We start from the raw sequence: 23849 nt of genomic DNA, 5'->3' as shown, positions 1-23849 counted from the left end.
TCCCTATCAGCCATCGCATCAAGAAATGCGCCTGGAATGACGACTACCTCATCAATGCCATCACTCATATGCGATAGCCCTGCCCGCAAGGGGGGAGATCGGATGTCACTGAGGCTTTCGCCAACCGTCAACGTTGCGGGACAAGCGGAGCGTCGAAGCTGCCAATCTCCCTCCTTGCGGGGGAGATGTCCGGCAGGACGGAGGGGGGTGCTGTCCCTCCGACGTCTCAAAGGTTCTGCATGGCCGCGATGATCGAGACAGAACCCACGGCTTCGCGCGCCGTCGCTTCAATCCGCCTCGCCTCAATGCCCGCCTGCCTTTGCCTTTCTCCGACGTCGCGCCAGCATGTTGAGGCCCTCGACCAGCGCCGAAAAGCCCATGGCGGCGTAGATGTAGCCCTTGGGCACATGGAAGCCCATGCCGTCGGCGATCAGCGTCATGCCGATCATCAGCAGGAAGCTCAGCGCCAGCATGACGATGCTTGGGTTCTTGGCGATGAAGTTGGCGAGCGGTCCGGCCGCCAGCATCATCACCGTGACTGCCACGATGACGGCGATATACATGATGGCGATCTCGTCGGTCATGCCGACCGCGGTGATGATCGAATCGATCGAGAACACGAGGTCGAGCAGCAGGATCTGGAAGATCGCGCCGGCCAGCGAAAGCTGCAGCGTCTCGCCCATCATCGTGTCCTGGTGATCCTCGAGATCGACCGTGTGGTGTATCTCCTTGGTCGCCTTCCAGACGAGGAACAGGCCGCCGGCGATCAGGATCAGATCGCGCCAGGAAAAACCATGGCCGAAAGCGGTGAATACCGGCGCCGTCAACTGAACGATGATCGAGATGGTGGCAAGCAGGACCAGCCGCATGATCAGCGCGGCAGAAATGCCGAGCCGCCGCGCGCGGGCCCTTTGTGCCTCCGGTAATTTGTTGGTCAGGATCGAGATGAAGATCAGATTGTCGATGCCGAGCACGACCTCCAGCACGATCAGCGTCAGCAACGCGACCCACGCGGTCGGATCGGAGACAAAGGCGAAATGTGGCGCCAGGAATTCGATGAGCTGCATGGAGGTCGTCCCCTCTTACGATCTAGAGCAGTGTCGCCGGCAGTTAGGTATCGCAGGCGTTGATATCAATGTCACGACCAGAAAGATGGCGCCGTTTCCTCGAGCCGCGGTCCGCGGCGAAACGGCGCAATCCGCTCGGTCAGGCCGCTGCGGTCCGAAATGTCGACGCCGACGCCGCACAATGTGGCCGGGCCGGTCGCCGCCTCGAAGCGTCCTTTCGGCACCTTCGACAGAAACCGGTTGAGCGGCTCCTCCTTGTCCATGCCGAGCGAAGAATCGTAGTCGCCGCACATGCCGGCGTCGGAGATATAGCCGGTGCCGCCATTGAGGATATGGTGGTCGCCGGTCGGCTGGTGCGTGTGGGTGCCGACGACCAGGCTGGCGCGGCCGTCGACGAAATGCGCAAAGCACATTTTTTCAGAGGTCGCTTCGGCATGGAAATCGATGACCACCGCATCGGCCTGCTCGCCGAGCGGGCAGGCGGCAAGCTCGCGCTCACCGGCCTGGAACGGATCGTCGAGTTCGGGATGCATGAACACCCGGCCCATGATGTTGGCGACCAGAACGCGCGCGCCGTTCCTGGCGATGTAGACGCCGGAGCCCCGCCCCGGCGTGCCCTTGGGGAAATTGGATGGACGCAGGAACCGTTCCTCGCGCGGCGCGAAAGCCAGCGCATCGCGCTGGTCCCAGACATGATTGCCGGTGGTGACGACATCGGCACCCGCCGAGATCGTCTCGCGAAAGATCTCTTCGGTGATGCCGAAGCCGCCGGCGGCGTTCTCGCCATTGACGATGACGAAGTCGAGTTTGAAATCCGAGATCAGGCCGGGCAGTTGTTCCCACACCGCCGTGCGTCCCGTCTTGCCGACCATATCGCCGAGGAAGAGAAGTCTCATATAAGGATGATCCCGAACCGAAGGTCAGCGAAGCAAAAAGCTGCATGACTTTCGGAAAAGACCATGCGTCCAGGAACTTATCTACAATTTCGGCGCGAACCGGCGCAACCCGCTCTCGGTGAGTATTTCCGAGATGATCACATCATGCGGCTCGTCCGGCACCAGCGCCACCTCCTGGCAGTCGAAAGCAATGCCGATCAGCCGCGGCGGCTGCCCCTTGTCGACCAGACGCGCGATCGCGCGGTCGTAGTAACCGGCGCCGTAGCCGATGCGGTGGCCGCGCGCGTCGAAAGCCGCAAGCGGCACCAGCATCACGTGGGGATCGAGCACCTCGGCCTCCTCATGCGGCCCGACGGTGCCGAACCCCATGTCGATCATCGGTGCGCCGCGCACCAGTTCGCGAAAGACGATGGTGGTCTTGTCGAGAATGGCCGGCAGGCAAAGCCTTGCCCCCTTTTCGCGCAAGGCGAACATCAGCGGCCGGACGTCGACTTCCGAGCGCATCGGCCAGAAGCCGGAGACGATCTGGCCCGGCTCGACGGCGATGCTGTCCCGCGCCGTCTCGGCCATTTCGAGCGCCGCTTCCACCCGCCAGAATGGATCGAGCGCGTCGCGGCGCCCGAGTGCTTCCTTGCGGAGACGTCTTTTCGGTTCTTTTGGAGAGGTCATGGAGCCAAGGTAGAAAAGGTCGGATCTGATTGGAGCATTGGGAGCGACGTTTTCTACCGCATGATCCACCGAAGCGTCAGTGGATCCTTTGCGTCGAGTGACGATCCACACAACCGGTGGAGAGAGCGATCCCGGGAACCTACAAAGTAGGTGGGCGCCGTATGAGAAAACCCACGGGTCTTCCCAGGGACAGCTCCCTAGGGATCATCAAGGCCCCGGGGAAAATGTTCTCCTGCCGGGAAGCGCAGACCGTCACGACCAATATAGGCCGACGATCGACCAAGCGCCAGTGAGACGGCCATGTTCAGCGGCTTTATTCGTTGCAAGATCCTGGCTCTGAGCTGCGCGGCACAAGGTTTCACCGCGTTCTCGCCGCTGCGCCTTGCACAGGCTGGACTGTCTCCTAACGGTTGCCATCAAAAATCGAGGAGCAAGAATGCGTTTCGAAGGCACGGCGGCCTATGTCGCCGATAAGGATCTAATGGTGGCGGTCAACGCGGCGATCGCGCTGGAGCGGCCATTGCTGGTCAAGGGCGAGCCCGGCACCGGCAAGACCGAACTGGCCAGGCAAGTGTCGGCCGCGCTCGGCCTCGAGCTGATCGAATGGCACGTCAAGTCGACGACACGGGCGCAGCAGGGCCTCTACGAGTATGACGCCGTCTCGCGGCTGCGCGACAGCCAACTCGGCGACGAGCGCTTCAACGACATCAGGAACTATATCAAGCGCGGCAAGCTGTGGGACGCCTTCGCCGCCGGCAAGAAGGTCGTGCTTCTGATCGACGAGATCGACAAGGCCGATATCGAGTTCCCCAACGATTTGTTGCAGGAACTCGATAGAATGGAGTTCTTCGTCTACGAGACCGGCGAAACGATCCGCGCCGCTGTGCGCCCGATCGTCATCATCACCTCCAACAACGAGAAGGAGCTGCCGGACGCCTTCCTGCGTCGCTGCTTCTTCCACTATATCCGCTTCCCCGACGTCGAGACGCTGCACAGGATCGTCGACGTGCATTATCCCGGCATCAAACAGAACCTGGTGCGCGCCGCACTGACCCAGTTCTATGAGATCCGCGACGTGCCGGGCCTGAAGAAGAAGCCGTCGACCTCCGAGGCACTCGACTGGATCAGGCTCTTGGTCGCCGACGACATCGCGCCCGAGGATCTGCGCGCCGACCCGAAAAACGCGTTGCCCAAGCTGCACGGTGCGCTTTTGAAGAACGAGCAGGACGTGCATCTGTTCGAGCGCCTGGCCTTCATGGCGAGAAGGCAGGGGTGAGGAGCGGTCGGCCAAAGGCCGACGAAAAGCCAACGATTTGGCTTTTCGAGCGACGAACGCCCGGAGCCATAGCGGAGGGCCGGGCATCGGCGTCGGACAGCGCTTTCCCCTTGCTGGACCGTTGCCGCCAACAGGGCACCGAGGCAGCTTGTGCATGAAGCTTCAGAGGGAAATGAGAATGACCGAGATCACCGTCCGCCCACTGGCTCAATCCGATCACGCCGACTGGCAGCGCCTGTGGACCGCCTATCTCACCTTCTACGAAACCAAACTGCCGGAAGAGGTCTATGCCGTCACCTGGAAGCGGCTATTCACGGAAGGTGAATTCGAGCCGAAGGGGTTCATCGCCACCCTCGACGGCAAGGCGGTCGGCCTGACGCATTATCTCTACCATCGCTCCTGCTGGTCGCAGATGAACAACTGCTATCTGCAGGACCTGTTCGCCGACCCGGATGTGCGCGGCAAAGGCGTCGGCGCCGCCCTGATCGAAGCGGTCAAGCAGGAAGCCGGCAAGATCGGCGTCAAGAACGTCTACTGGATGACGCACGAGACCAACACCACCGCGCGCAAGCTCTACGATCACGTGGCGCGCAGGACCGGCTTCATCGAGTATGATTTGATGTGATGACTGCCGATCGCCCGGCTTACCGGATGGATTTAAGGAGGAACCATGACGCACTATGTCGGAGTTCTTGACGGCGCAGATGATGTCTGGGGAGTGCGGGTGCCCGATCTTCCCGGATGTCACGGCGGTGGCGCAAGTCCCGAAGAGGCGATAGCCGATGCGACCTCCGCCGTTCGCGAATGGGCCGAGGCACGAATGGCGAAGCACTTGCCCTTGCCCGGCTCGCGCACCGTGGCAGATCTGCTCCGACTGGGCGAAATCGATAGCGCTGCCGGCGAATCTGCCGTGATGATCCCCGTGCTGATCGATTCCGGACGGCCTGTCCGGGCCAATCTGTCGCTCGACGCAGGCCTTTTGGCGGCAATCGATGCCGAAGCGAGCCGACGCGGCCTCACGCGTTCCGCTTTCATCGCCAGCGCCGCACGGGAGAAGATTGAAGGGCACAGATAAAAGTCGGACGATGTTCATCCCCTTCTTCCTCGAACTGAAGGCAGCGCGGGTTCCCGTCTCGCTCCGAGAATATCTGTCGCTGCTGGAAGGGCTGGAGGCGGGGCTGGTCGACTATGACGTCGAGGGGTTTTACTATCTCGCCCGCTCAGCACTGGTGAAGGACGAGCGCCACATCGACCGTTTCGACCAGGTCTTTTCGCACATCTTTAGGGGTGTCGAAGCGCTGGCTGGCGAAAACGCGATCGATGTCGAAAACATTCCGGAGGAATGGCTGCGCCGGCTTGCCGAAAAGCACCTGACCGATGAAGACAAAAAGCTGGTCGAAGCACTCGGCGGTTTTGAAAAGCTGATGGAGACGCTGAAAAAGCGGCTGGAGGAACAGAAGGGTCGCCACCAGGGCGGGTCGAAATGGATCGGCACCGGCGGCACCTCGCCCTTCGGCGCCTATGGCTACAATCCCGAAGGCGTTCGCATCGGCCAGCATGAGAGCCGCAACCGCCGCGCGGTCAAAGTCTGGGACAAGCGCGAGTTCAGGAATTTCGACGATGCCGTCGAACTCGGCACCCGCAACATCAAGATCGCGCTGAAGCGCTTGCGCCGCTGGGTGCGCGAAGGCGCCGAGGAGGAGTTCGACCTGCCCGGCACCATCCACGCCACCGCTGAACTTGGCTATCTTGACGTGCAAACGCGGCCCGAACGGCGCAATGCCGTGAAGTTGCTGATGTTCTTCGATGTCGGCGGCTCGATGGACGACCACATCAGAAGCGTCGAGGAACTGTTTTCGGCCGCCCGTGCCGAATTCTGCCAGCTCGAATACTTCTACTTTCGCAACTGCCTTTACGAAGGCGTTTGGAAGGACAATCGCCGCCGCCATGCGGAGGTGATCCCGACCTTCGACCTTCTCCACAAATACGGCCCGGACTACAAGGTGATCGTCGTCGGCGATGCCTCGATGAGCCCCTATGAGATGGCCCATCCCGGCGGCTCGGTCGAGCATTGGAACCCGGAAGCCGGCGTTGTCTGGCTCGGCCGCCTGCTGCAGCAATGGCCGAACGCGGTATGGCTCAACCCCGAAAGCGAAAAGCACTGGGGTTTTACCCGTTCGATCGCCATGATCCGCGATATCTTCGGCGGCCGCATGTTCCCGCTGACGCTCGCCGGGCTGGAAGCCGCGACGAAACAGCTTTCAAGGAAGCACTGAGTGGATTTTCGGAACGCATGACAGGAAGACCGATGACCTGTTTCCTTTGCCTGCAGTGTGGCGTCCAATTCGCGGCAACAGCCGCGCCGCCGGACCATTGCCCGATCTGCGAGGACGAGCGGCAATATGTGCGCTGGGAGGGCCAGGCCTGGATCACGCCGGAAGAGCTCGCCGCCGGACATCGGATCGTGATCAAGGACGACGCCGGCGTGCTCGCTTTCGGCGTCGAGCCGCGCTTCGCCATCGGTCAGCGGGCGCTGCTGGCACAAACCCCGCACGGCAACGTACTATGGGACTGCATCTCGATGGTCAGCGACGAGGCGGTGGTCGAGATCAACCGACGGGGCGGCCTCACCGCGATCGCCATTTCGCACTGCCATTATTATTCGGCGATGGTCGAGTGGAGCGAGGCGTTTGGCGGCGTGCCGATCTACCTGCACGCCGATGACCGAAAGTGGATCATGCGGCCGCATCCGGCTGTTATCAGTTGGGAGGGCGAGACGCGCGCCCTAAACCCCTCGCTGACACTTATCCGTTGCGGCGGTCATTTTGCCGGTGGCCAGGTGCTGCACTGGAAGCGCGACGGCGGCGACGCCATCCTGGCCGGCGACATCTTGCAGGTGACGCCGACTCGCCGCCATGTCAGCTTCATGTACAGCTACCCGAACTACATCCCGCTCAATGCGGCGAAGGTGCTCGGGATCGAGGCTGCGCTGGAGCGTTTCGCGTTCGACCATATCTACGGCGCATGGTGGAGCCAGAACGTCATCGGAGATGCAAAGACGGCATTTGCAGGGTCGGTTGCGCGGTATCTCGCGGCAATCGCCTGAGGAATTCTTCGCGGCAGGATCGGAAAAACCGGCAAACGCCGTAACAAATGCCTATTTTAGGCGAACTTGGGAAGATAACCCCAATAGCGGCATGAACTAAGAGGCAAAAAATGGATAGTCACACCTACCCAGTCACCCGCACCGATGCCGAATGGCGCGCCCGGCTGACGCCGGAGCAATATGCGGTGATGCGCAACCACGGCACCGAGCGGCCAGGCAGCTGTGCCCTGCTTCACGAGAAGCGCGCCGGCACTTTTTCCTGCGTCGGCTGCGACCAGCCTTTGTTCGAATCCAAGCTGAAGTTCGAGAGCGGCACCGGCTGGCCGAGCTTCAACGATCCGGTGCCCGGCTCGGTCGAGACGACCGTCGACCGCAGCTATGGCATGGTCCGCACCGAATGCCATTGCGCCCGCTGTGGCAGCCATCTTGGCCATGTCTTCGAGGACGGCCCGCCGCCGACCGGCCTGCGCTATTGTATCAACGGCGTCGCGCTGAAATTCGAGCCGGCCGCCTGATTGGAAATTCGACGGGGGAAAAGGACGGCTGCGGCCGCCCTTTGCCGGGCAGCACTTCCTGTCAGATCACCACCACCAGGATCAGCCACAGCACAGCCCCCAGCGTCATCAGCGAAGCCTTGACGCCACCGGATTTTTCGGCGGTCCTCCACACCGCAAAAGTCAGAAAGAAATTGTACGGCACCGGCGCGAAATGTACCGCCAGAACGAGAGCGAGCGGCATCTTCAGCCCGAGCAGGATGAGCGCCAGCACCGACACTGCGATGTTGATTGCCGTGCCGGCAAGGACAAGATCGCGCCAGAACAGCCGATCGAGCGGGGCCGTGCCTTGCCAGCGCGAGCGGAAGAAACCCGCCGCACGGCTTGCCTTGCCGTCTTCGCCTTCGAAAGTCTCTGGCGCACTCATCGATGCGGCTTTCTCTCATTCGACAGCCGCAGAGATGTCCAACGCGGCAAGCCTGCCAAAGCAAGTCGACCATCGGCACCCAAGCGTATGATCTGACAGATTGTCATCAAACGGTCGTGAACCTTTCTACGTCGCCCTTGTCGGCATCTCGGCAAGGGTACCTTACCGGAATTTGCCGCCCCCCATCATTCAGTCGCCTGACAGGGAGGTCTTGAGATGAGCGATAATGTCTACAACGTGCTGTTTCTTTGCAACGCCAATTCGTCGCGATCCATTATGGCGGAAGCCATCCTCAATCGGATCGGTGCCGGCAGGTTCAAGGCCTTTTCCGCCGGTTCGCAGCCGAAGGGCGAGGTCAATCCCTACGCAATGCAGCTGCTCGAAGGCCTCGACTACGATACGAGCTTCGCCCGCTCAAAAGGGTGGGACGAGTTTGCCAAGCCCGACGCGCCGGAAATGAATTTCATCTTCACGCTTTGCGACACCACCGCCAATGAATCCTGTCCGATCTGGCCGGGTCATCCAATGACCGCGCTCTGGTCGATACCGGACCCAGCCAAGGCAGAGGGCACCGAAGCCGAACTGCATCTTGCCTTTGCCGCTGCCTATCGCATGCTCAACAACCGCATTTCGCTGTTGGTAATCTACGGATGGATGCGCTCGACCATCTGGCGCTGCAACAGCATCTCGACGAGATCGGCCGCGACACGGCGAAGCCGAACTAATGCATGTCGCCCAAAAGTGCGCAGCGGTTTTGGGGTAACGACATGCATAAAAACAAAACTAAAGCGCGTCGCGCGAATCCCTTCAGACGCCGCGCGCTTTAGGGTCAAGCCGCCGACAGGCAGGCGAATTCACGAACCGGCTTCGCCACCCTCGCCGAGAACCTCGGCAATGGCGCGCTCGAAGCGCGATGCTTCCGTCACCAGCCAGTCAGCCATGGCCGGCCAATTGTCCTCGGCAAAGCAGTTCACCCGCCACAGCGAATTGATGCCGAGGCCCTCGCAACTCTGCTCCGGCCTGAGCTTTAACCTGTCTTCGATCGCCGGCTGGAACGGCTTCAACCGCGACCAGGCTTTCGTGGCACCGAACTTCTCGTTGCGGCCGAAGAAGACGCCGACATGGTTCTGCGCCGGCGCGACATACATGGAAAGGACCAAGGCGAAGTCGGGCAGCCCGCGCTGCCAGAACCAGGGTCCGCGCCGCGCCATCAGAGCCCTTTCTTCCGGATGCCGTTCCGAAAACAGCGTCCAGAAGCCGCGTTGGCGGAATTCAGAGGCGCGGCGGACGCCAAAGTCGAATTCGCTCATGGTTCGACCCGTTGAGGGCGCCGCAACCGGCGCCCAGGGCTGTACCAGCCTTACACCATGCCGAGCGCGGCTTTGTAGAGGTCGAGGATGGTTTCCTCCTCTTGCCGCTCGGCCTGGTCCTTCTTGCGCAGCCGAATGATCGACCGCATCGCCTTGGTGTCGAAGCCGGTACCCTTGGCCTCGGCGAACACTTCCTTGATGTCGTCTGCGATCGTCTTTTTCTCTTCCTCGAGCCGCTCGATGCGCTCGATGAAGGCTCGCAACTGGCCGGCGGCAACAGTCTGGCTGGTCTCGGTGATGTCGTCGGCCATTTTTTCTCCGCGTCGTTTTCCATGCAGCGACTCAGGCGACCTGTCGCGGCGAATTGCAGCGGTTCGATGCCCGACCGGAGGCGGCCGGTCAAGCGGTTATCGATGCGGCATGGAGGGCTGCCGCCAGACGCAGACAACTCTGCCTGGGCAACATTTCTGTCTTATCCGAATGCGATCAGCAGATCCTTGGCGTCGATCTGGTCGCCGGCCTTGACCAGCACTTCGGCGATTGTGCCGTCACGCTCGGCATGCAGTGCCGTTTCCATCTTCATCGCCTCGATAGACAGCAGCACGTCGCCGGCCTTGACCGCTTGGCCGGCGGCAACGGCGAGCGCCGAGACGACGCCCGGCATCGGCGCGCCGACATGCGCCTCGTTGCCCGGCTCGGCCTTGCGCCGCGCCTTGGCGGCGGAAGCGCCATGCGCACGGTCCGGCACTTTGACCCGGCGCGGCTGGCCGTTGAGCTCGAAGAACACAGTGACCATGCCCTTCTCATCGACATCGCCGATGGCCAGGCAGCGCACCACCAGCGTCTTGCCCTTCTCGATGTCGACAAAGATCTCGTCTTCCGGCTTCATGCCGTAGAAATAGGTCGGCGTCGGCAGCACACTGACCGGCCCGTAGGTTTCCTGCGCTGCGGTAAAGTCGGAGAAAACCTTCGGGTACATCAGCCACGAGGCGAATTCGAATTCGCTGAGCTTGCGCTCGAGCTTATCTTCGATCTCCTTGCGGCTGGCCTTGAGATTGGCCGGCTTCAGCAGGGAGCCGGGCCGGGCCGTGATTGGCCTGTCGCCCTTGAGCACCTTCTTCTGCAGTGCCTCCGGCCAACCGCCGGGCGACTGGCCGAGATCGCCGCGCAGCATCGACACGACCGAATCCGGGAAGGCGATATCCCTGGCTGGATTTTCGACATCGGCAACCGTCAGGTCCTGGCTTACCATCATCAGCGCCATGTCGCCGACGACCTTGGACGACGGCGTCACCTTGACGATGTCACCGAACATCAGGTTGACGTCGTGATAGGTCTGCGCCACTTCGTGCCAGCGCGTCTCCAGACCGAGCGAGCGCGCCTGCTCCTTGAGATTGGTGAACTGCCCACCGGGCATTTCGTGCAGGTAGACTTCCGAAGCCGGCCCCTTCAAGTCGCTCTCGAAGGCGGCATACTGGTTGCGCACCGCCTCCCAGTAGAACGAGATGTTCCTGATCCATTGCGGATCGAGACCCGGATCCCGTTCGGTGCCCTTCAGCGCCTCGACGATCGAGCCCAGGCAAGGCTGCGAGGTGTTGCCCGACAAGGAGTCCATCGCCGCGTCGATGGCGTCGACGCCGCTGTCCACCGCCGCCAGCACCGTCGCCGCCGACAGGCCTGACGTGTCGTGCGTGTGGAAATGGATCGGCAGATCGGTCGCCTCGCGCAGCGCCTTGAACATCACTCGTGCCGCCGCGGGTTTCAGAAGTCCGGCCATGTCCTTGACCGCGATGATATGGGCGCCGGCCGCCTGCAACTCCTTGGCCAGCGCGACATAGTATTTGAGGTCGTATTTGGCGCGGGCCGGGTCGAGTATGTCGCCGGTGTAGCAGATCGCCGCTTCGATCAGCTTGCCCTCGGCACCGACCGCGTCCATGGCGACGCGCATGTTGTCGACCCAGTTCAAACAGTCGAAGACGCGAAACAGGTCGGTGCCGCCGGCGGCGGCCTGTTTGACGAAATGCTGGACGACGTTGTCGGGATAGTTGGTGTAGCCAACGCCATTGGCGCCGCGCAAAAGCATCTGCAGCAACAAATTGGGCGCTGCCTCGCGCACCAGCGACAGCCGTTCCCACGGGTCTTCGGTGAGAAAGCGCATGGCGACGTCGAAGGTCGCGCCGCCCCAGCATTCGAGCGACAAAAGCTGCGGCAGCGCGCGCGCATAGGTGCCGGCAATGCCGGCGATGTCAAATGTGCGCACCCTCGTCGCGAGCAGGGATTGGTGTCCGTCGCGCATCGTCGTGTCGGTGACCAGCACCTCTTTTTGCGCGCGCATCCAGGCCGCGAATTTCTCCGGCCCAAGTGCGTCCAGTTTCTGCTTGCTGCCATCGGGCACATTGCCGTTGAGATAGGGCACCATGGGTGCCGCCGCATCGGCCTTCGGCTGCGGCCGGCCGCGCGTCTCTGGATGGCCGTTGACGCTGACATCGGCCAAGTAGTTGAGCAGCTTGGTCGCGCGATCTTGCCGCTTTACGCTCGCGAACAGTTCCGGCGTCGTGTCGATGAACTTGGTCGTGTAGGAATTGTCGGCGAAACTCGGGTGATTGATGATCGCCTCGAGGAAGGTGAGGTTGGTCGCCACGCCGCGAATACGGAACTCGCGCAGCGCCCGGTTCATGCGAGCGATGGTCTCGGCCGGCGTCGGTGCCCAGGCCGTCACCTTCTCCAGCAGCGGGTCATAAAAACGGGTGATGACCGCGCCGGAATAGGCGGTGCCGCCATCGAGGCGGATGCCGAAACCGGTGGCGCCCCGATAGGCGGTGATGCGGCCATAGTCGGGGATGAAATTATGCTCGGGATCTTCCGTGGTGATGCGGCACTGCAGCGCGTGGCCGTTGAGCCTGATATCCTTCTGCGCCGGCACGCCCGATTCCGGCGTGCCGATGGCAAAGCCATCGAGGATGTGGATCTGCGCCTTGACGATGTCGATGCCGGTCACCTGCTCGGTGACGGTGTGCTCGACCTGGATGCGCGGGTTGACCTCGATGAAATAGAATTTGCCGGTGTCGGCATCCTGCAGGAACTCGACCGTTCCGGCGCCGATATAGCTCGTCTCGCGGGCGATCTTCAGCGCATAATCGCAAAGCTCTTCGCGCCGTGACATTTCGAGATACGGCGCCGGCGCGCGCTCGACTACCTTCTGGTTGCGGCGCTGGATGGAGCAATCGCGCTCGAACAGGTGCACGGCATTGCCGTGTCTGTCGCCCAGCACCTGCACCTCGACATGGCGGGCGCGCTCGATCAGCTTTTCGAGATAGACCTCGTCCTTGCCGAAGGCGGCTTTCGCTTCGCGCTTGCCCTCCGTCACCTCGCGGGCGAGATCGGTTTCCGAGCGAATGGCGCGCATGCCGCGGCCGCCGCCGCCCCACGATGCCTTCAGCATTACCGGATAGCCGACCGTCTTGGCGAGTGCCTTCACCGCCTCGATGTCGTCCGGCAGAGGATCGGTGGCGGGAATTACCGGCACGCCAACCTCGATCGCCAGGTTGCGTGCGGCGACCTTGTTGCCGAGCCTGCGCATCGTGTCCGGCTTGGGTCCGATGAAAATGATGCCGGCCTTGGCGCAGGCTTCGGCGAATTCAGGGCTTTCCGACAGCAGCCCATAGCCCGGATGGATGGCATCGGCGCCTGAAAGCCTGGCGACGCGCAGCACTTCCTCGATCGACAGATAGCTTTCGATCGGCCCCATATCCTTGGTCAGATGCGGCCCGCGCCCGACCTGGTAGCTTTCGTCGGCCTTGAAGCGGTGCAGCGAGTATTTGTCCTCCTCGGCCCAGATCGCCACGGTTTTGAGGCCGAGTTCGTTGGCCGCGCGGAAGACGCGGATGGCGATTTCGGAACGGTTGGCGACAAGGATTTTCGTGATTGCCAAGGACAAGGCTCCGGACGCTGACGGGAGGGGGCTGGCGCCATGATTAACGCGAAAATGCTGCAGTGCAAACAAAATCGAAGGAAGCGATTAAACCGATTAAACTAATTCTTTCCGTTAGAGCACTGCGCGTTCCCTCGAATGCGCAAAGGACGCTCTAACAATAGGTAATACGCCAACGAAAAATGCCCGGCGCGAGGCGCCGGGCATTCCGAAATTGTCGTCGTCGACAGGCTTACATCTTCTGGATGTAGGTGTACTTGCCGTCGTCGCCCTTTTTCCATTCGTACATGACGTAGCCAGGCAGCGTCGGATCGCCCTTCTCGTCATAGGAAAGATCGCCCAGCACGGTCTTGAACGGGCCGTTGGCCTTGAGAGCCTTGGCAACTTCCTGCGGATCGTTCGACTTGGCGGCCGTCGCGGCTCCCGCGATCGCCTGCATGGCGGCGTAGGAGTAGAGCGTGTAGGCCTCCGGCTCGAAGCCCTGCGCACGGAACTTCTCGACGAGTTCCTTGTTCGCCGGGATCAGACGCGGATCCGGACCGAACGTGTTCAGCGTGCCCGCAACTGCGTCGCCGGCAATCGAGGCCAGTTCGTTCGACACGATGCCGTCACCGGAAACCAGCGTGGCCTTGAGTCCCTGGTCAGCCACCTGGCGGATGATCAGGCCGGCTTCGGTGTGCAGACCACCCCAATAGATGATCGAAACACCAGCTTCCTTCATCTTGGCGATCAACGCCGAGAAGTCCTTGTCGCCGACATTGACGCCTTCGTACATGACTTCCGTCACGCCGGCAGCGTTCATCGCCTTCTTCGTCTCGTCGGCAAGACCTTGACCATAGGTCGTCTTGTCGTGGATGACCGCGATCTTGGCATCCTTGAAGTTCGACGCGAGGTAAGCGCCGGCGATGCTGCCCTGCTGGTCGTCGCGTCCGCAGGTGCGGAACGTGTTCCACATGCCGCGTTCGGTGAACTTCGGATTGGTCGCGGCCGGCGTGATCTCGAGGATACCGTTTTCCGCGTAGACTTCCGATGCCGGGATCGAAACGCCCGAGTTGAAGTGGCCGACCACGAACTTGACGCCGTCGCCGACGAACTTGTTGGCGACCGAGATGCCCTGCTTCGGATCGGAGACGTCGTCGCCGACCGTGAGCTTGATCTGCTCGCCGTTGATGCCGCCGGCCGCATTGATGTCGGCGACAGCCTGTTCGGCGCCCTTTTGCAGCTGCGCGCCGAAGGCGGCGTTCGGACCGGTGATCGGACCGGCAACGCCGACCAGGATGTCAGCCCACGCGCTTCCGCTGAACGCGACGAGCGCGGTCAGGGCGACGGCGGACAAAAGTGATTTTCTCATGTAAAACGCTCCCATTTACAGAGTGGGCCTGGATGATGCTTTCATGCGATGCCCACCTTTACTCGCAGAAAACGTACTTTGCCGATTTTCAGGCACTTGTCACGCCGATTCATCCCCGAAACGGCGTTAATGGTGAACGTCAACCTTTTGGTTTCCAACTCAAAAGCGATGCTCTTTCGTAAAGCCAGTTATACTGTGTCACCATCTGGTTGGTGCGCGTGTATTGATAGCCGATGAAGCCCAATATCATCAGGACGATGGTGTCGACGATGTAGTATTGCAGCGAGAACATCGTGCCGCCGAACAGCGCGTGATGGATGAACCTTACGGCGATGCCGAGGCCGAGCAAATAGGCGAACAATTGGACGAAGCTGCGCCATGTCTGGGCGCAGGCCTTGCCTGTCATCCATGCCGCCCAGCCGCCAAGCAGGCAGGTGACGAAGAAGAACTGCCAGACCGAGGGTTCCTCATAGAGAATGCCCTGCATGATGAAGACTCCTGAACTCAGTGATGGCCGCCTTCGAGATAGGCGGCGCGCACGTCCGGATCGGCGAGCAGCTCCTTGCCGGTGCCACTCATCGTCACATTGCCGTTGACCATGACATAGCCGCGCGTGGCGAGTTTCAGCGCGCCGAAGGCGTTCTGCTCGACCAGGAACACGGTCAGCCCCTGCGTGCGGTTCAACTCGCGGATGGCGTCGAAGATCTGCTTGACGATCAGCGGCGCCAGGCCCAGCGACGGCTCGTCGAGCAGGAGCAGCTTCGGCCGCGCCATCAGCGCACGTCCGATCGACAGCATCTGCTGCTCGCCGCCCGACAGCGTGCCGCCGCGCTGGGCGATGCGTTCCTTCAGGCGCGGAAACAGCGTGAACACCTTCTCGACGTCCTCGTCGTAATGCTGGAGGTTGTCGAGGCTGGCGCCCATCTGCAGGTTTTCCATCACCGTCATGCGCGGGAAGATGCGCCGGCCCTCCGGCGACTGGGCGATGCGCATGCGCGCGATCTCATGGGTCGGCAATTGGGTGATGTCGGTGCCGGCGAAGGTGATGGTGCCCGCCCGTGCCCGTGGCGCACCAAAAATGGTCATCATCAGCGTCGACTTGCCGGCGCCGTTGGCGCCGATCAGCGCCACGATCTCGCCCTGCTTGACGGTGACATCGACGCCGTTCAGCGCCCTGATGTTGCCGTAGTAGGTCTGGACGCCCTTGATATCGAGCAGCGTTGTGCCGGCCATTATTTACGCCCTCCGCGCCGGTTGGAGGCGCCCGGTGTCTTCGGCTTTACCGGAGCCTTGGTCGCCGGCTTTGCCGCGGAGGATTTCGCGGCAGAAGACTTCGCGCTGGGCTTGGCTGCCGCCGGAGAGGCTGCCTTGCTTGCTGCGGCGACACTCGACGTTGCATCGACCTGCCCGGCTTTCGAGGCGCCCTTCGACACCGTGACGCGCTCGCCCTCGCTGTGGCCGACTGTGTCGGTCACCGGTCCGGCGAAATACGAAGATGATGTGGCCGGGCCGTGCGCCGAATCCGGACCCGTGTCCAGTTGCTCGATGACGTCTTCGTCGCCGACCTCGGTCAGTACAGTCTCGACTTCCTCGTCTTCGACGCCGAGATAGGCGGCGATGACACGCGGGTCGGTGCGTACCGCATGCGGACTGCCGTCCGAGATCTTGCGCCCGTATTCGAGCACCACGACATGGTCGGAAATCTGCATGACCACCGCCATGTCGTGCTCGATCAGCAGGATCGAGGTGCCGGTGTTGTCCTTGATGTCCATCAGCAGCGCGTTGAGCGCCATTGATTCCTTCGGATTGAGCCCGGCGGCCGGTTCGTCGAGGCAGAGCAACTCCGGACCCGTGCACATCGCCCTCGCGATCTCCAGGCGCCGTTGCGCGCCGTAGGGCAGGTCGCCGGCCGGATCGTCGGCTCTATCGACGAGGTCGGCCTTTTCCAGCCAGTGCCTGGCGAGGTCGATCGACTCGGCCGACGCTGTCCGGTAGCCGCTGAAGCCGAACAGGCCGAGGACGGTGTAGCCGGAAGCTTTCATCAGCTTGTTGTGCTGCGCCACCAGCAGGTTCTCGAGCAGCGTCATGCCCGAGAACAGACGAATGTTCTGAAAGGTGCGCGCCACCTTGGCGCGCGCCGGAATCTCGTGATTCGGCAGCCGTTCGAGCAGATAGCTCGAGCCGTCGCGCCGGTTGAGCGTGAGCATGCCTTCAGACGGCTTGTAGAAGCCGGTGATGCAGTTGAACACGGTGGTCTTGCCGGCGCCGTTCGGCCCGATCAGCGCTGTGATCTCGCCGCGCCTGGCCTGGAAGGACAGGTCGCCGATGGCGACCAGACCGCCGAACTTCATCGACAGATGCTCGACCTGCAGGATGGCGTCGTTCATGCCCGGGTTGGCTTTCTGAATCGAGCTCGCATCGCTCATCAGCCGTGGCCCTCCTTGGTGAAGGAGCCGGATACGGCCCTGCTCTCCTTGAGGAAGGCTGTCGGTTCACGGCTGCCGACGAAGCCGCGCGGCTTCCACAGCATGACGATGACCATGGCCATGCCGAACAGCAGCATGCGGTAGAGTTCCGGCGTGAAGTCGGGACCGAAGACCTGCTTCAGGAAATCGAGCTCGCGCAGCACCTCGGTGCCGCCGATCATCACCATGGCGGCGACGGCGATGCCGACCAGCGAACCCATGCCGCCGAGCACGACGATGGCGAGGATGATCGCCGATTCCAAGAAGATGAAGGATTCGGGGCTGACGAAACCTTGCCGCGCCGCAAAGAACGAGCCGGCGAAGCCGCCGAACATCGCGCCGGTGGCAAAGGCAGTGAGCTTGGTGGTGGTGGTGTTGATGCCGAGCGAACGGCAGGCGATCTCGTCCTCGCGCAGCGCTTCCCAGGCGCGGCCGACGGGCATGCGCCTAAGCCTTATGGTGACAAAGGCGGTGAGCAGGCAGAGCCCGAGGATCAGGTAGTAGAGGAAGATCTTGTAATAAGCGCTCGACGTGGCGATGTCCAAAACCTTGGCGATATAGTTCGGATCCGAGACGTTGAACGTCATCAGGCCGAAAAAGGTGACCTTCGGGATGCCGGAGATACCGGCCGAGCCGTTGGTAACCTCACGCCAATTGATCAGCACGAGACGAATGATCTCGCCGAAGGCTAGCGTCACGATCGCCAGGTAATCGCCACGCAGCCGCAGCACCGGAAAGCCGAGCAGCACCCCCCAGAAGGCGGCCATGGCGCCGGCGGCAGGCAGCAGGATCCAGAACGACAGGCCGTATTGCGTGCCGAGCAGCGCATAGGCATAGGCGCCGACGGCATAGAAGGCGACATAACCAAGGTCGAGCAGGCCGGCGAGGCCGACGACGATGTTCAGCCCCCAGGCCAGCATCACATAGATCAGGATCTGAATGCCGTAATTGTCGACCCATTTCAGCGAACCCTGGAACCCGGCGGCCACCGATCCTCCGTACAAAGCAAGCACCAGCACAACGATGATCGGGTAGAGCGCCAGTGCGGTTATGCCCAGCGCCGAGAAATGGGCATGGATGAAGGTTCGGAAATAAAACATCACGGAGGCGAGGGCGTAGATGATCGCCAGCGCCCTCAGGAACCGTGCATAACCGGCCAGACCGGGGCCCAGCAATCCGTCAAGGGAGCCGGCAAGGAAAACCAGAACGGCCACTGTGACGATGGCAGCGATGAAATAGGGCAAGCGGAAGAACCGCGTCGCCATGCTCTCCGGCAGCAGGCCGGTGGCGACGTCGACGATCTTCTGATTTGCCAGGAAGGGCTGTCCGTAGGCGACGTAGAGAAAACGCCCGGCCATGGTCAGCACAACCACGACTGCAAGAAGCCACCAGCGCTGTACAAGGATCAGCTCGTTGGAGATGTTCTGATCGGTCCTCAGGCCGATGAACAGCACGAACAGGCCGAGCGCGATGGCGCCGGCATAAAGCGCTTCGCGGGTGGCGCGCTGCATGGGGGTGGCGACGATGTCGCGCTCCGGAGATGCGGTGACCGCCATGATCTCAGACCTTTTCGACTTCTGGCCGGCCGAGAATGCCGGAAGGCAGGAAGATCAGCACGATCGCCAGGATAGAGAAGGCGGCGACGTCCTTGTAGTCGATCGAGAAATAAGCCGACCACATGCTTTCGATGAAGCCGATCATCAGCCCGCCGAGCACGGCGCCGGGCAAAGAGCCGATGCCGCCGAGCACGGCCGCGGTGAACGCCTTCACGCCGGGCGTGAAACCGTCGGAGAAGGCGATGACGCCATAATACATCAGGAACAGCGTGCCGGCGACGGCGGCAAGGGCCGCACCCATGACGAAGGTGATCGAGATGGTGCGGTCGACGTCGATGCCGAGCAAAGCCGCCATCTTGCGGTCCTGCTCGCATGCCCTTTGGGCTCGACCCAGCGAGGTCTTGTTGACCAGGTACCAGAACAGCGCCAACAGCAGGGCGGTGACTATGACGATGACGATCTGCTTCAGCGACACGCTGATGCCCTCGATATTATAAACCTTGGACACCATCGGCGGGATCGGCTTATTGCGCGGCCCCTGCGTCACCTGGACGAAGTTCGACAGCGCGATCGACATGCCGATCGCGGTGATCAGCGGCGCGAGCCGGAACGAACCGCGCAACGGCCGGTAGGCCACCTTCTCGATCGTCCAATTGTACAGGCTGGTCAGCAGCATCGCGACGATCATCATCACCAGGAGCGCGATCACCACCGGCACCGAATAGAATAACGCGCCGAGGATGAGGAAAACGATGAGGGCGGTGAAGGCGCCGACCATGAAGATGTCGCCATGGGCGAAATTGATCATGCCGATGATACCGTAGACCATCGTGTAGCCGATCGCTATCAGCCCATAGATCGATCCCAGCGTCAGCCCATTGATAAGCTGCTGGACAAAATACTGCATGCTGTCGTGGCTCCCCTGGAATGTCGCCCATGCAGACGCATTCCTTTTCGTATTTCCCCTAGTCGTAAAGTTTCGAGCCCGGATTGCAACGTCATTTTTTAATCGACATGCGTGATTTTGAAGCACGCAATCGGATTGCCCGTTCTTTCCCTTCCGGCCCCTGGACTATCGCGGACCCTATCATTGGCATAACGCAATGTCTTTGGCGATTCGGCGTCAACATGCACCTCATTTCGAAGGAATCGCGGTCAAAATAAGCTGATGGGCGGGATCGTTGCGCCGCCGAAGCAATCGGTCTTTGCGTTCCGTCCGTTTCCCCAGCGTCAGGAAGCTCTCTATTTAACGACGAATCCGTGCGCGAACGGGTCGCGATCGTCGATGAAGATCGTGTTCAATCCGGTCATGCGCGCCCAGCCGCCGATGGAGGGAATGATCGCCGGCTTGCCCGCAACCGTGACTTCCTTCTCGACCCTGCCCTTGAACAGCGAGCCGATGATCGATTCATGGACGAAATCGTCGCCAGTCCCAAGCTTGCCCTTGGCGTGAAGCTGCGCCATCCGCGCCGAGGTGCCGGTGCCGCAAGGCGAGCGGTCGATCGCCTTGTCGCCGTAGAAGACGGCGTTGCGCGCATCCGCCTGGCTGTTGGTCGGCGCACCCGTCCACAGCATATGCGACAGCCGGTCGATGCCGGGATTCTCGGGATGCACGAAGGCGTACTTCTCGTTGAGCCGCTGCCGCACCACCGGGCTCCAGGCGATGAGGTCGCCGGCGGAATGGTCGGCCATGTCGCGATAGTTCTTCTGCGGCTCGACGATGGCGTAGAAATTGCCGCCATAGGCGACGTCGACGATGATCTCGCCGAGCTGCGGACATTCGACCGTCAGTCCCTCGGCATGGAGGAAGGACGGCACGTTGGTGATGCGCACCTCCTCGACATATTCGCCGACCTGTTTGTACTCGGCGGTGACCAGGCCGGCCGGTGTGTCCAGCCTGAGCAAGCCCGGCGTCTTCGGCTTGATCAGCCCGTGCTCGATCGCCATCGTCACCGTGCCGATGGTGCCGTGCCCGCACATTGGCAGGCACCCCGAGGTTTCGATGAACAGGATTGCGACGTCGCAATCGGGCCGCGTCGGCGGGTAGAGGATCGAGCCGGACATCACGTCATGGCCGCGCGGCTCGAACATCAGCCCGGTGCGGATCCAGTCATGTTCGGCCAGGAAATGCGCGCGCCGCTCCATCATCGTCGCCCCCTGGAGCAGCGGTCCGCCGCCGGCGACCAGCCGCACCGGATTGCCGCAGGTGTGACCGTCGATGCAGAAGAAAGAGTGGCGCGCCATTTCTAGAGATCCCGTCAGAAGCGGTTCGGAGAAAACGGAGACAGATCAAACACCGGATTTTGGCCGAGAATGAGATCGCGGACCAGGCGTCCAGTGGCGGCCGCCTGGGTCAGGCCGAGATGGCCGTGGCCGAAGGCATAGACTATCGTGCCGGCATATCTGGCGCCACCGATCACCGGCAGCGAATCCGGCAGCGACGGCCGGAACCCCATCCATTCGCGGCCACCGGCCGGATCAAGCCCCGGCAGGAATTTTTGTGCCTTATCGAGCAGCGCTTTCGAGCGAGCGTAGTTGGGCGGCCGCTCGATACCGCCGAGCTCGACCGCGCCGCCGACGCGCACACCGGTTTCAAGCGGGGTGATGACGAAGCCGTGGCCGGAGAAGATCAGTTGCCGCTTCACGTCGAAGGCGGTCTTCGGCAGGGTCGTGTTGTAGCCGCGCTCGGTTTCAAGCGGGATGCGGTCGCCGAGATGTTTCGCCAGGAGATGCGACCACGCGCCGGCGGCGATGACGAGGTGTTTTGCTTGCCGCACCGTGCCGTCAGCCAGCGTCAATGTCGCGCCATCCTGCCCTGCTCCGACATGGTCGATCCCAGCCTTTTCGAAACGCGCGCCGTTCTTCTCGGCATAGGCCCAGATCGCCTTGCCCAATAATTTCGGATCCGTAACGGTCTTCCATCCCGGCACGAAAGTGCCCTTGACGAAACGCGGCGACAGCCCCGGCTGCAAGGCGGCGAGAGCATCGCCCTCGACATGGCTGAAGCCGATGCCGAAGCGTTGCCTGGCCGCCCAGCCGGGCAGCGACGCCTTGAACTCGGCCTCGCTCTCGTAAAGTTCGAGCGAGCCGTCCTCGCGCAGCATGTTTCCGGTGCCCGAGCGCGCCATCAGGCCGGCCCATTCGGCCTCGGCGAGCCGCATCATCCTGGCCTGCGCCGCGAGGCTGGCCTCGTAGCGGTCGTTTCGTCCGGCCCGCCAGAAGCGGACAAGCCAGGGCAGCAGCTTCGGCAGGTAGGTGGGCGGGATGCTGAGCGGGCCGAGCGGGTCGGCAAGCCATTTCGGCAGATGCCTGATCATGCCTTTGTTGGCCAGCGGCAGCACATCGGAAAAGGCCAAGGCGGCGGCATTGCCGGAACTCGTCTCCTCACAGACGCCCGTCCGGTCGAAGATCGTGAGGTTTCGCCCCGCCTCGGCAAGATAGGCGGCGACACAGATGCCGATGATGCCGCCGCCGATAATGGCGATATCGAGTGCAGCATCGTCATTCATGGCCGGGTAAGGGGGCATCTGAAACGAAGCCTATGTGAATGCGAAACTTACAACCTCAAAACGTCGGCAGCACCGGCCGCACCGCCAGCGCATCCCTGACGATCTTTTCGACCGTCTTGCGGCGCTCGCCCGACAGCGGCTGGCGCGGCATGCGCACGCGGTCGTTGGTGTTGATCGCCAAGACTTCGGCGAGCTTGATGTTCTGCACCAGATAGGTCGAGACGTCGAGATCGAGCAGCGGCCGGAACCAGCGGTAGATTTTCAGCGCCTCCTCGCAGCGGCCCTGCTTCATCAACTGATAGATCGCGACCGTCTCGCGCGGAAACGCCGTGACCAGTCCCGCCACCCAGCCGATGGCACCGACCGACAGCGCCTCGAATGCCAGATTATCGACGCCGGTGAACAGGTCGTAACGGTCGCCGAAGCGGTTGATGATTTCGGTCGAGCGGCGGATGTCGTCGGAGGATTCCTTGATGGCGACAAAGCGCTTGTCCTTCGCCAGTTCCTCCATCTGGCCGACGGTGACGTCGACGCGGTAGGCAAGCCGGTTGGAATAGATCATCACCGGCAGGTCGCCTGCCTCGGCAATGGCACGCAGCGCGGCAACCGTCTCCTCCGCATTGGTGTGGTAGATCGGGCTCGGCACCACCATCAGCCCGTTGGCGCCCTCTTTGGCGGCGCGCCGCGCGATCGCCGCCGCCTCGCGGGTGCCGGGTTCGTTGACCGTCAGCAGAACCGGCTTGTTGCCGGCGATCCTCTGCGCGGTCTTCAGCACGTCGAGCTTCTCGTCATGCGAGAGCATCGGCCCCTCGCCGAGCGAGCCGCAGACAATGATGCCGTCGCAGCCGGCCTCCATCTGCAGCGCAAAGCAGCGCTCCATCTCGGCGTGGTCGAGGCGGTCGTCCTCGGTGAATTTCGTTGTGACGGCAGGGAAAACTCCGGTCCACATGGCGGTCGCTCCATCTGATATATCAGTCGTATATTTATTGAGGAACGGACTGTCAACACGGATTCCGCTATGATATATCGAAAATATATCAGGAGCTCGCCTTTGATATTCAATGAAACAAGCTCGGCATTCGAGCCAGTGGCGGCGAAGGCCTATCGTGTGCTCGAGCACATGATCGTGACGCTCGAACTGGCGCCTTCAAGCTTTATCACCGAGGGCGCGCTGATCGACAGGCTGGGGCTCGGCCGCACGCCGGTGCGCGAGGCGATCCAGCGATTGGCGTGGGAGGGACTGCTTGATGTCCGGCCCCGTGCCGGCATCGCCATTGCCCCGCTCCATCCCGGCGACTGGTTGCGCGTTCTCGATGCACGACGCGGCGTCGAGGTGGTTCTTGCCCGCTCGGCCGCCCGCTTCGTCACCCGTGAGGCCGCCGACCTGTTTCACGACGCGGCACTGGCCATGCAAAAGGCGGTGATATCAGGCGACGTGCTAGGCTTTATTCAGGCCGACAAGGCGCTCGACGAGGCGCTGGCGCTGGCTGCCGACAACCCGTTCGCCGCGCGGCTGGCGGCTCCCTTGCAGACCCACAGCCGCCGCTTCTGGTTCCGCTACAAGGCCGAAACCGGGCTGGCCGAATCGGCCGAGCACCACGTCGCGCTGATCCGCTCGATCCTCGACGGCGACGAGGACGCCGCCGCCAAGGATGCCAAGCGCCTGATGGCGCTGCTGCGCGGCCATGCCGAGGCGGCTGCCACGCACTAGAGTCTTTCACGTTTTGACGGAAGCGTAGCCGGCGTTTGCGAAGTAGTTGTTGCATTCGGTTGCCTCGATCGTTTCAACGAG

Annotated in this window: 21 protein-coding genes, 1 other RNA gene and 4 pseudogenes; 8 read left to right on the top strand and 18 right to left on the bottom strand. The window is 62.1% G+C overall.

The window, feature by feature from the left end; all coding sequences use genetic code 11:
- Positions 1 to 302 precede the first annotated feature (302 nt).
- From NKH36_RS33000 to ssrS, 4 genes are all read right to left on the bottom strand, one after another.
- Positions 303 to 1067 (bottom strand): TerC family protein, encoded by a 765-nt coding sequence (locus NKH36_RS33000; protein WP_352966002.1) that lies wholly within the window; start codon positions 1065 to 1067, stop codon positions 303 to 305.
- Positions 1068 to 1138: 71 nt separating this feature from the next.
- Positions 1139 to 1963 carry a TIGR00282 family metallophosphoesterase gene (locus NKH36_RS32995; protein ID WP_095495408.1) on the bottom strand — a complete coding sequence of 275 codons (825 nt, stop codon included), beginning with the start codon at positions 1961 to 1963 and terminating at the stop codon, positions 1139 to 1141.
- An 81-nt stretch (positions 1964 to 2044) separates the two neighbouring features.
- The gene (locus tag NKH36_RS32990) at positions 2045 to 2632 is read right to left on the bottom strand and encodes a 5-formyltetrahydrofolate cyclo-ligase (RefSeq protein WP_352966000.1); all 588 of its coding nucleotides are present in this window, start codon (positions 2630 to 2632) and stop codon (positions 2045 to 2047) included.
- Between the two features lie 98 nt (positions 2633 to 2730).
- Positions 2731 to 2886, bottom strand: a non-coding RNA gene (ssrS, locus tag NKH36_RS32985) — 6S RNA.
- A gap of 182 nt (positions 2887 to 3068) precedes the next feature.
- Here ssrS and NKH36_RS32980 point away from each other — a divergent pair.
- The 6 genes from NKH36_RS32980 to msrB all read left to right on the top strand — a co-directional run bounded on the left by NKH36_RS32980 (position 3069) and on the right by msrB (position 7529).
- Positions 3069 to 3908 carry an AAA family ATPase gene (locus NKH36_RS32980; protein WP_352965998.1) on the top strand — a complete coding sequence of 280 codons (840 nt, stop codon included), beginning with the start codon at positions 3069 to 3071 and terminating at the stop codon, positions 3906 to 3908.
- A 178-nt stretch (positions 3909 to 4086) separates the two neighbouring features.
- Positions 4087 to 4533 carry a GNAT family N-acetyltransferase gene (locus NKH36_RS32975; protein ID WP_352965996.1) on the top strand — a complete coding sequence of 149 codons (447 nt, stop codon included), beginning with the start codon at positions 4087 to 4089 and terminating at the stop codon, positions 4531 to 4533.
- Between the two features lie 45 nt (positions 4534 to 4578).
- A complete protein-coding gene (locus NKH36_RS32970) occupies positions 4579 to 4983 on the top strand; it encodes a type II toxin-antitoxin system HicB family antitoxin (protein WP_352965994.1) in 405 nt (134 codons plus the stop codon).
- A 10-nt stretch (positions 4984 to 4993) separates the two neighbouring features.
- Positions 4994 to 6184, top strand: coding sequence for a vWA domain-containing protein (locus NKH36_RS32965; protein ID WP_352965992.1), 1191 nt, complete (start codon positions 4994 to 4996; stop codon positions 6182 to 6184).
- A gap of 32 nt (positions 6185 to 6216) precedes the next feature.
- Positions 6217 to 7014 carry an MBL fold metallo-hydrolase gene (locus NKH36_RS32960; RefSeq protein ID WP_352965991.1) on the top strand — a complete coding sequence of 266 codons (798 nt, stop codon included), beginning with the start codon at positions 6217 to 6219 and terminating at the stop codon, positions 7012 to 7014.
- A gap of 110 nt (positions 7015 to 7124) precedes the next feature.
- Positions 7125 to 7529, top strand: a complete 405-nt coding sequence (msrB, locus tag NKH36_RS32955; protein WP_027152870.1) for a peptide-methionine (R)-S-oxide reductase MsrB — start codon at positions 7125 to 7127, stop codon at positions 7527 to 7529.
- A gap of 61 nt (positions 7530 to 7590) precedes the next feature.
- Here the strand turns inward: msrB and NKH36_RS32950 are convergent, their stop codons facing one another.
- Positions 7591 to 7935 (bottom strand): hypothetical protein, encoded by a 345-nt coding sequence (locus NKH36_RS32950; protein ID WP_352965990.1) that lies wholly within the window; start codon positions 7933 to 7935, stop codon positions 7591 to 7593.
- 216 nt (positions 7936 to 8151) lie between these two features.
- On the opposite strand from NKH36_RS32950, the pseudogene NKH36_RS32945 reads away from it, so the two are divergent.
- Positions 8152 to 8660: pseudogene (locus NKH36_RS32945) on the top strand (arsenate reductase ArsC).
- 129 nt (positions 8661 to 8789) lie between these two features.
- On the opposite strand, the gene NKH36_RS32940 reads toward NKH36_RS32945, so the two are convergent.
- The 13 genes and pseudogenes from NKH36_RS32940 to NKH36_RS32885 form a co-directional block, all read right to left on the bottom strand.
- Positions 8790 to 9245: a hypothetical protein gene (locus NKH36_RS32940; protein WP_352965989.1), complete on the bottom strand. Its 456-nt coding sequence runs from the start codon at positions 9243 to 9245 to the stop codon at positions 8790 to 8792.
- A 50-nt stretch (positions 9246 to 9295) separates the two neighbouring features.
- Positions 9296 to 9556: a DUF2312 domain-containing protein gene (locus NKH36_RS32935; RefSeq protein WP_023800031.1), complete on the bottom strand. Its 261-nt coding sequence runs from the start codon at positions 9554 to 9556 to the stop codon at positions 9296 to 9298.
- 161 nt (positions 9557 to 9717) lie between these two features.
- On the bottom strand, positions 9718 to 13176 hold the full coding sequence (gene pyc, locus NKH36_RS32930; protein WP_352965988.1) for a pyruvate carboxylase: 3459 nt from the start codon (positions 13174 to 13176) through the stop codon (positions 9718 to 9720).
- Positions 13177 to 13408: 232 nt separating this feature from the next.
- Positions 13409 to 14527, bottom strand: a complete 1119-nt coding sequence (locus tag NKH36_RS32925) for a branched-chain amino acid ABC transporter substrate-binding protein (protein ID WP_352965987.1) — start codon at positions 14525 to 14527, stop codon at positions 13409 to 13411.
- Positions 14528 to 14666: 139 nt separating this feature from the next.
- On the bottom strand, positions 14667 to 15014 hold the full coding sequence (locus NKH36_RS32920; RefSeq protein WP_352955213.1) for a DUF6867 family protein: 348 nt from the start codon (positions 15012 to 15014) through the stop codon (positions 14667 to 14669).
- Positions 15015 to 15031: 17 nt separating this feature from the next.
- Positions 15032 to 15760, bottom strand: coding sequence for an ABC transporter ATP-binding protein (locus NKH36_RS32915; RefSeq protein ID WP_192361325.1), 729 nt, complete (start codon positions 15758 to 15760; stop codon positions 15032 to 15034).
- An 8-nt stretch (positions 15761 to 15768) separates the two neighbouring features.
- Positions 15769 to 16953: pseudogene (locus NKH36_RS32910) on the bottom strand (ABC transporter ATP-binding protein); the annotation flags it as partial.
- Positions 16953 to 18059: pseudogene (gene livM, locus NKH36_RS32905) on the bottom strand (high-affinity branched-chain amino acid ABC transporter permease LivM); the annotation flags it as partial. The pseudogenes livM and NKH36_RS32910, both read right to left, overlap by 1 nt.
- 189 nt (positions 18060 to 18248) lie before the next feature.
- A pseudogene (locus NKH36_RS34985) lies at positions 18249 to 18503 on the bottom strand (DUF3382 domain-containing protein); the annotation flags it as partial.
- Positions 18504 to 18552: 49 nt separating this feature from the next.
- Positions 18553 to 19455, bottom strand: coding sequence for a branched-chain amino acid ABC transporter permease (locus NKH36_RS32900; protein WP_352955211.1), 903 nt, complete (start codon positions 19453 to 19455; stop codon positions 18553 to 18555).
- Positions 19456 to 19790: 335 nt separating this feature from the next.
- Complete coding sequence (locus NKH36_RS32895) at positions 19791 to 20792, bottom strand: 4-hydroxyproline epimerase (protein ID WP_352965985.1); 1002 nt, start codon at positions 20790 to 20792, stop codon at positions 19791 to 19793.
- A 14-nt stretch (positions 20793 to 20806) separates the two neighbouring features.
- Positions 20807 to 22057, bottom strand: coding sequence for an NAD(P)/FAD-dependent oxidoreductase (locus NKH36_RS32890; protein ID WP_352966004.1), 1251 nt, complete (start codon positions 22055 to 22057; stop codon positions 20807 to 20809).
- Between the two features lie 55 nt (positions 22058 to 22112).
- A complete protein-coding gene (locus tag NKH36_RS32885; protein ID WP_352965983.1) occupies positions 22113 to 23006 on the bottom strand; it encodes a dihydrodipicolinate synthase family protein in 894 nt (297 codons plus the stop codon).
- Positions 23007 to 23075: 69 nt separating this feature from the next.
- Here NKH36_RS32885 and NKH36_RS32880 point away from each other — a divergent pair, with 69 nt between their 5' ends.
- Positions 23076 to 23768 (top strand): GntR family transcriptional regulator, encoded by a 693-nt coding sequence (locus NKH36_RS32880; protein ID WP_352965981.1) that lies wholly within the window; start codon positions 23076 to 23078, stop codon positions 23766 to 23768.
- Positions 23769 to 23849 lie beyond the last annotated feature (81 nt).

Origin of the sequence: Mesorhizobium sp. M1312 (genome assembly GCF_040318115.1) — a bacterium.
In the GTDB taxonomy this organism is placed as follows: domain Bacteria; phylum Pseudomonadota; class Alphaproteobacteria; order Rhizobiales; family Rhizobiaceae; genus Mesorhizobium.
Note: the sequence above shows the minus strand (reverse complement) of the source record. Positions and strands in the feature narration are given on the sequence as shown.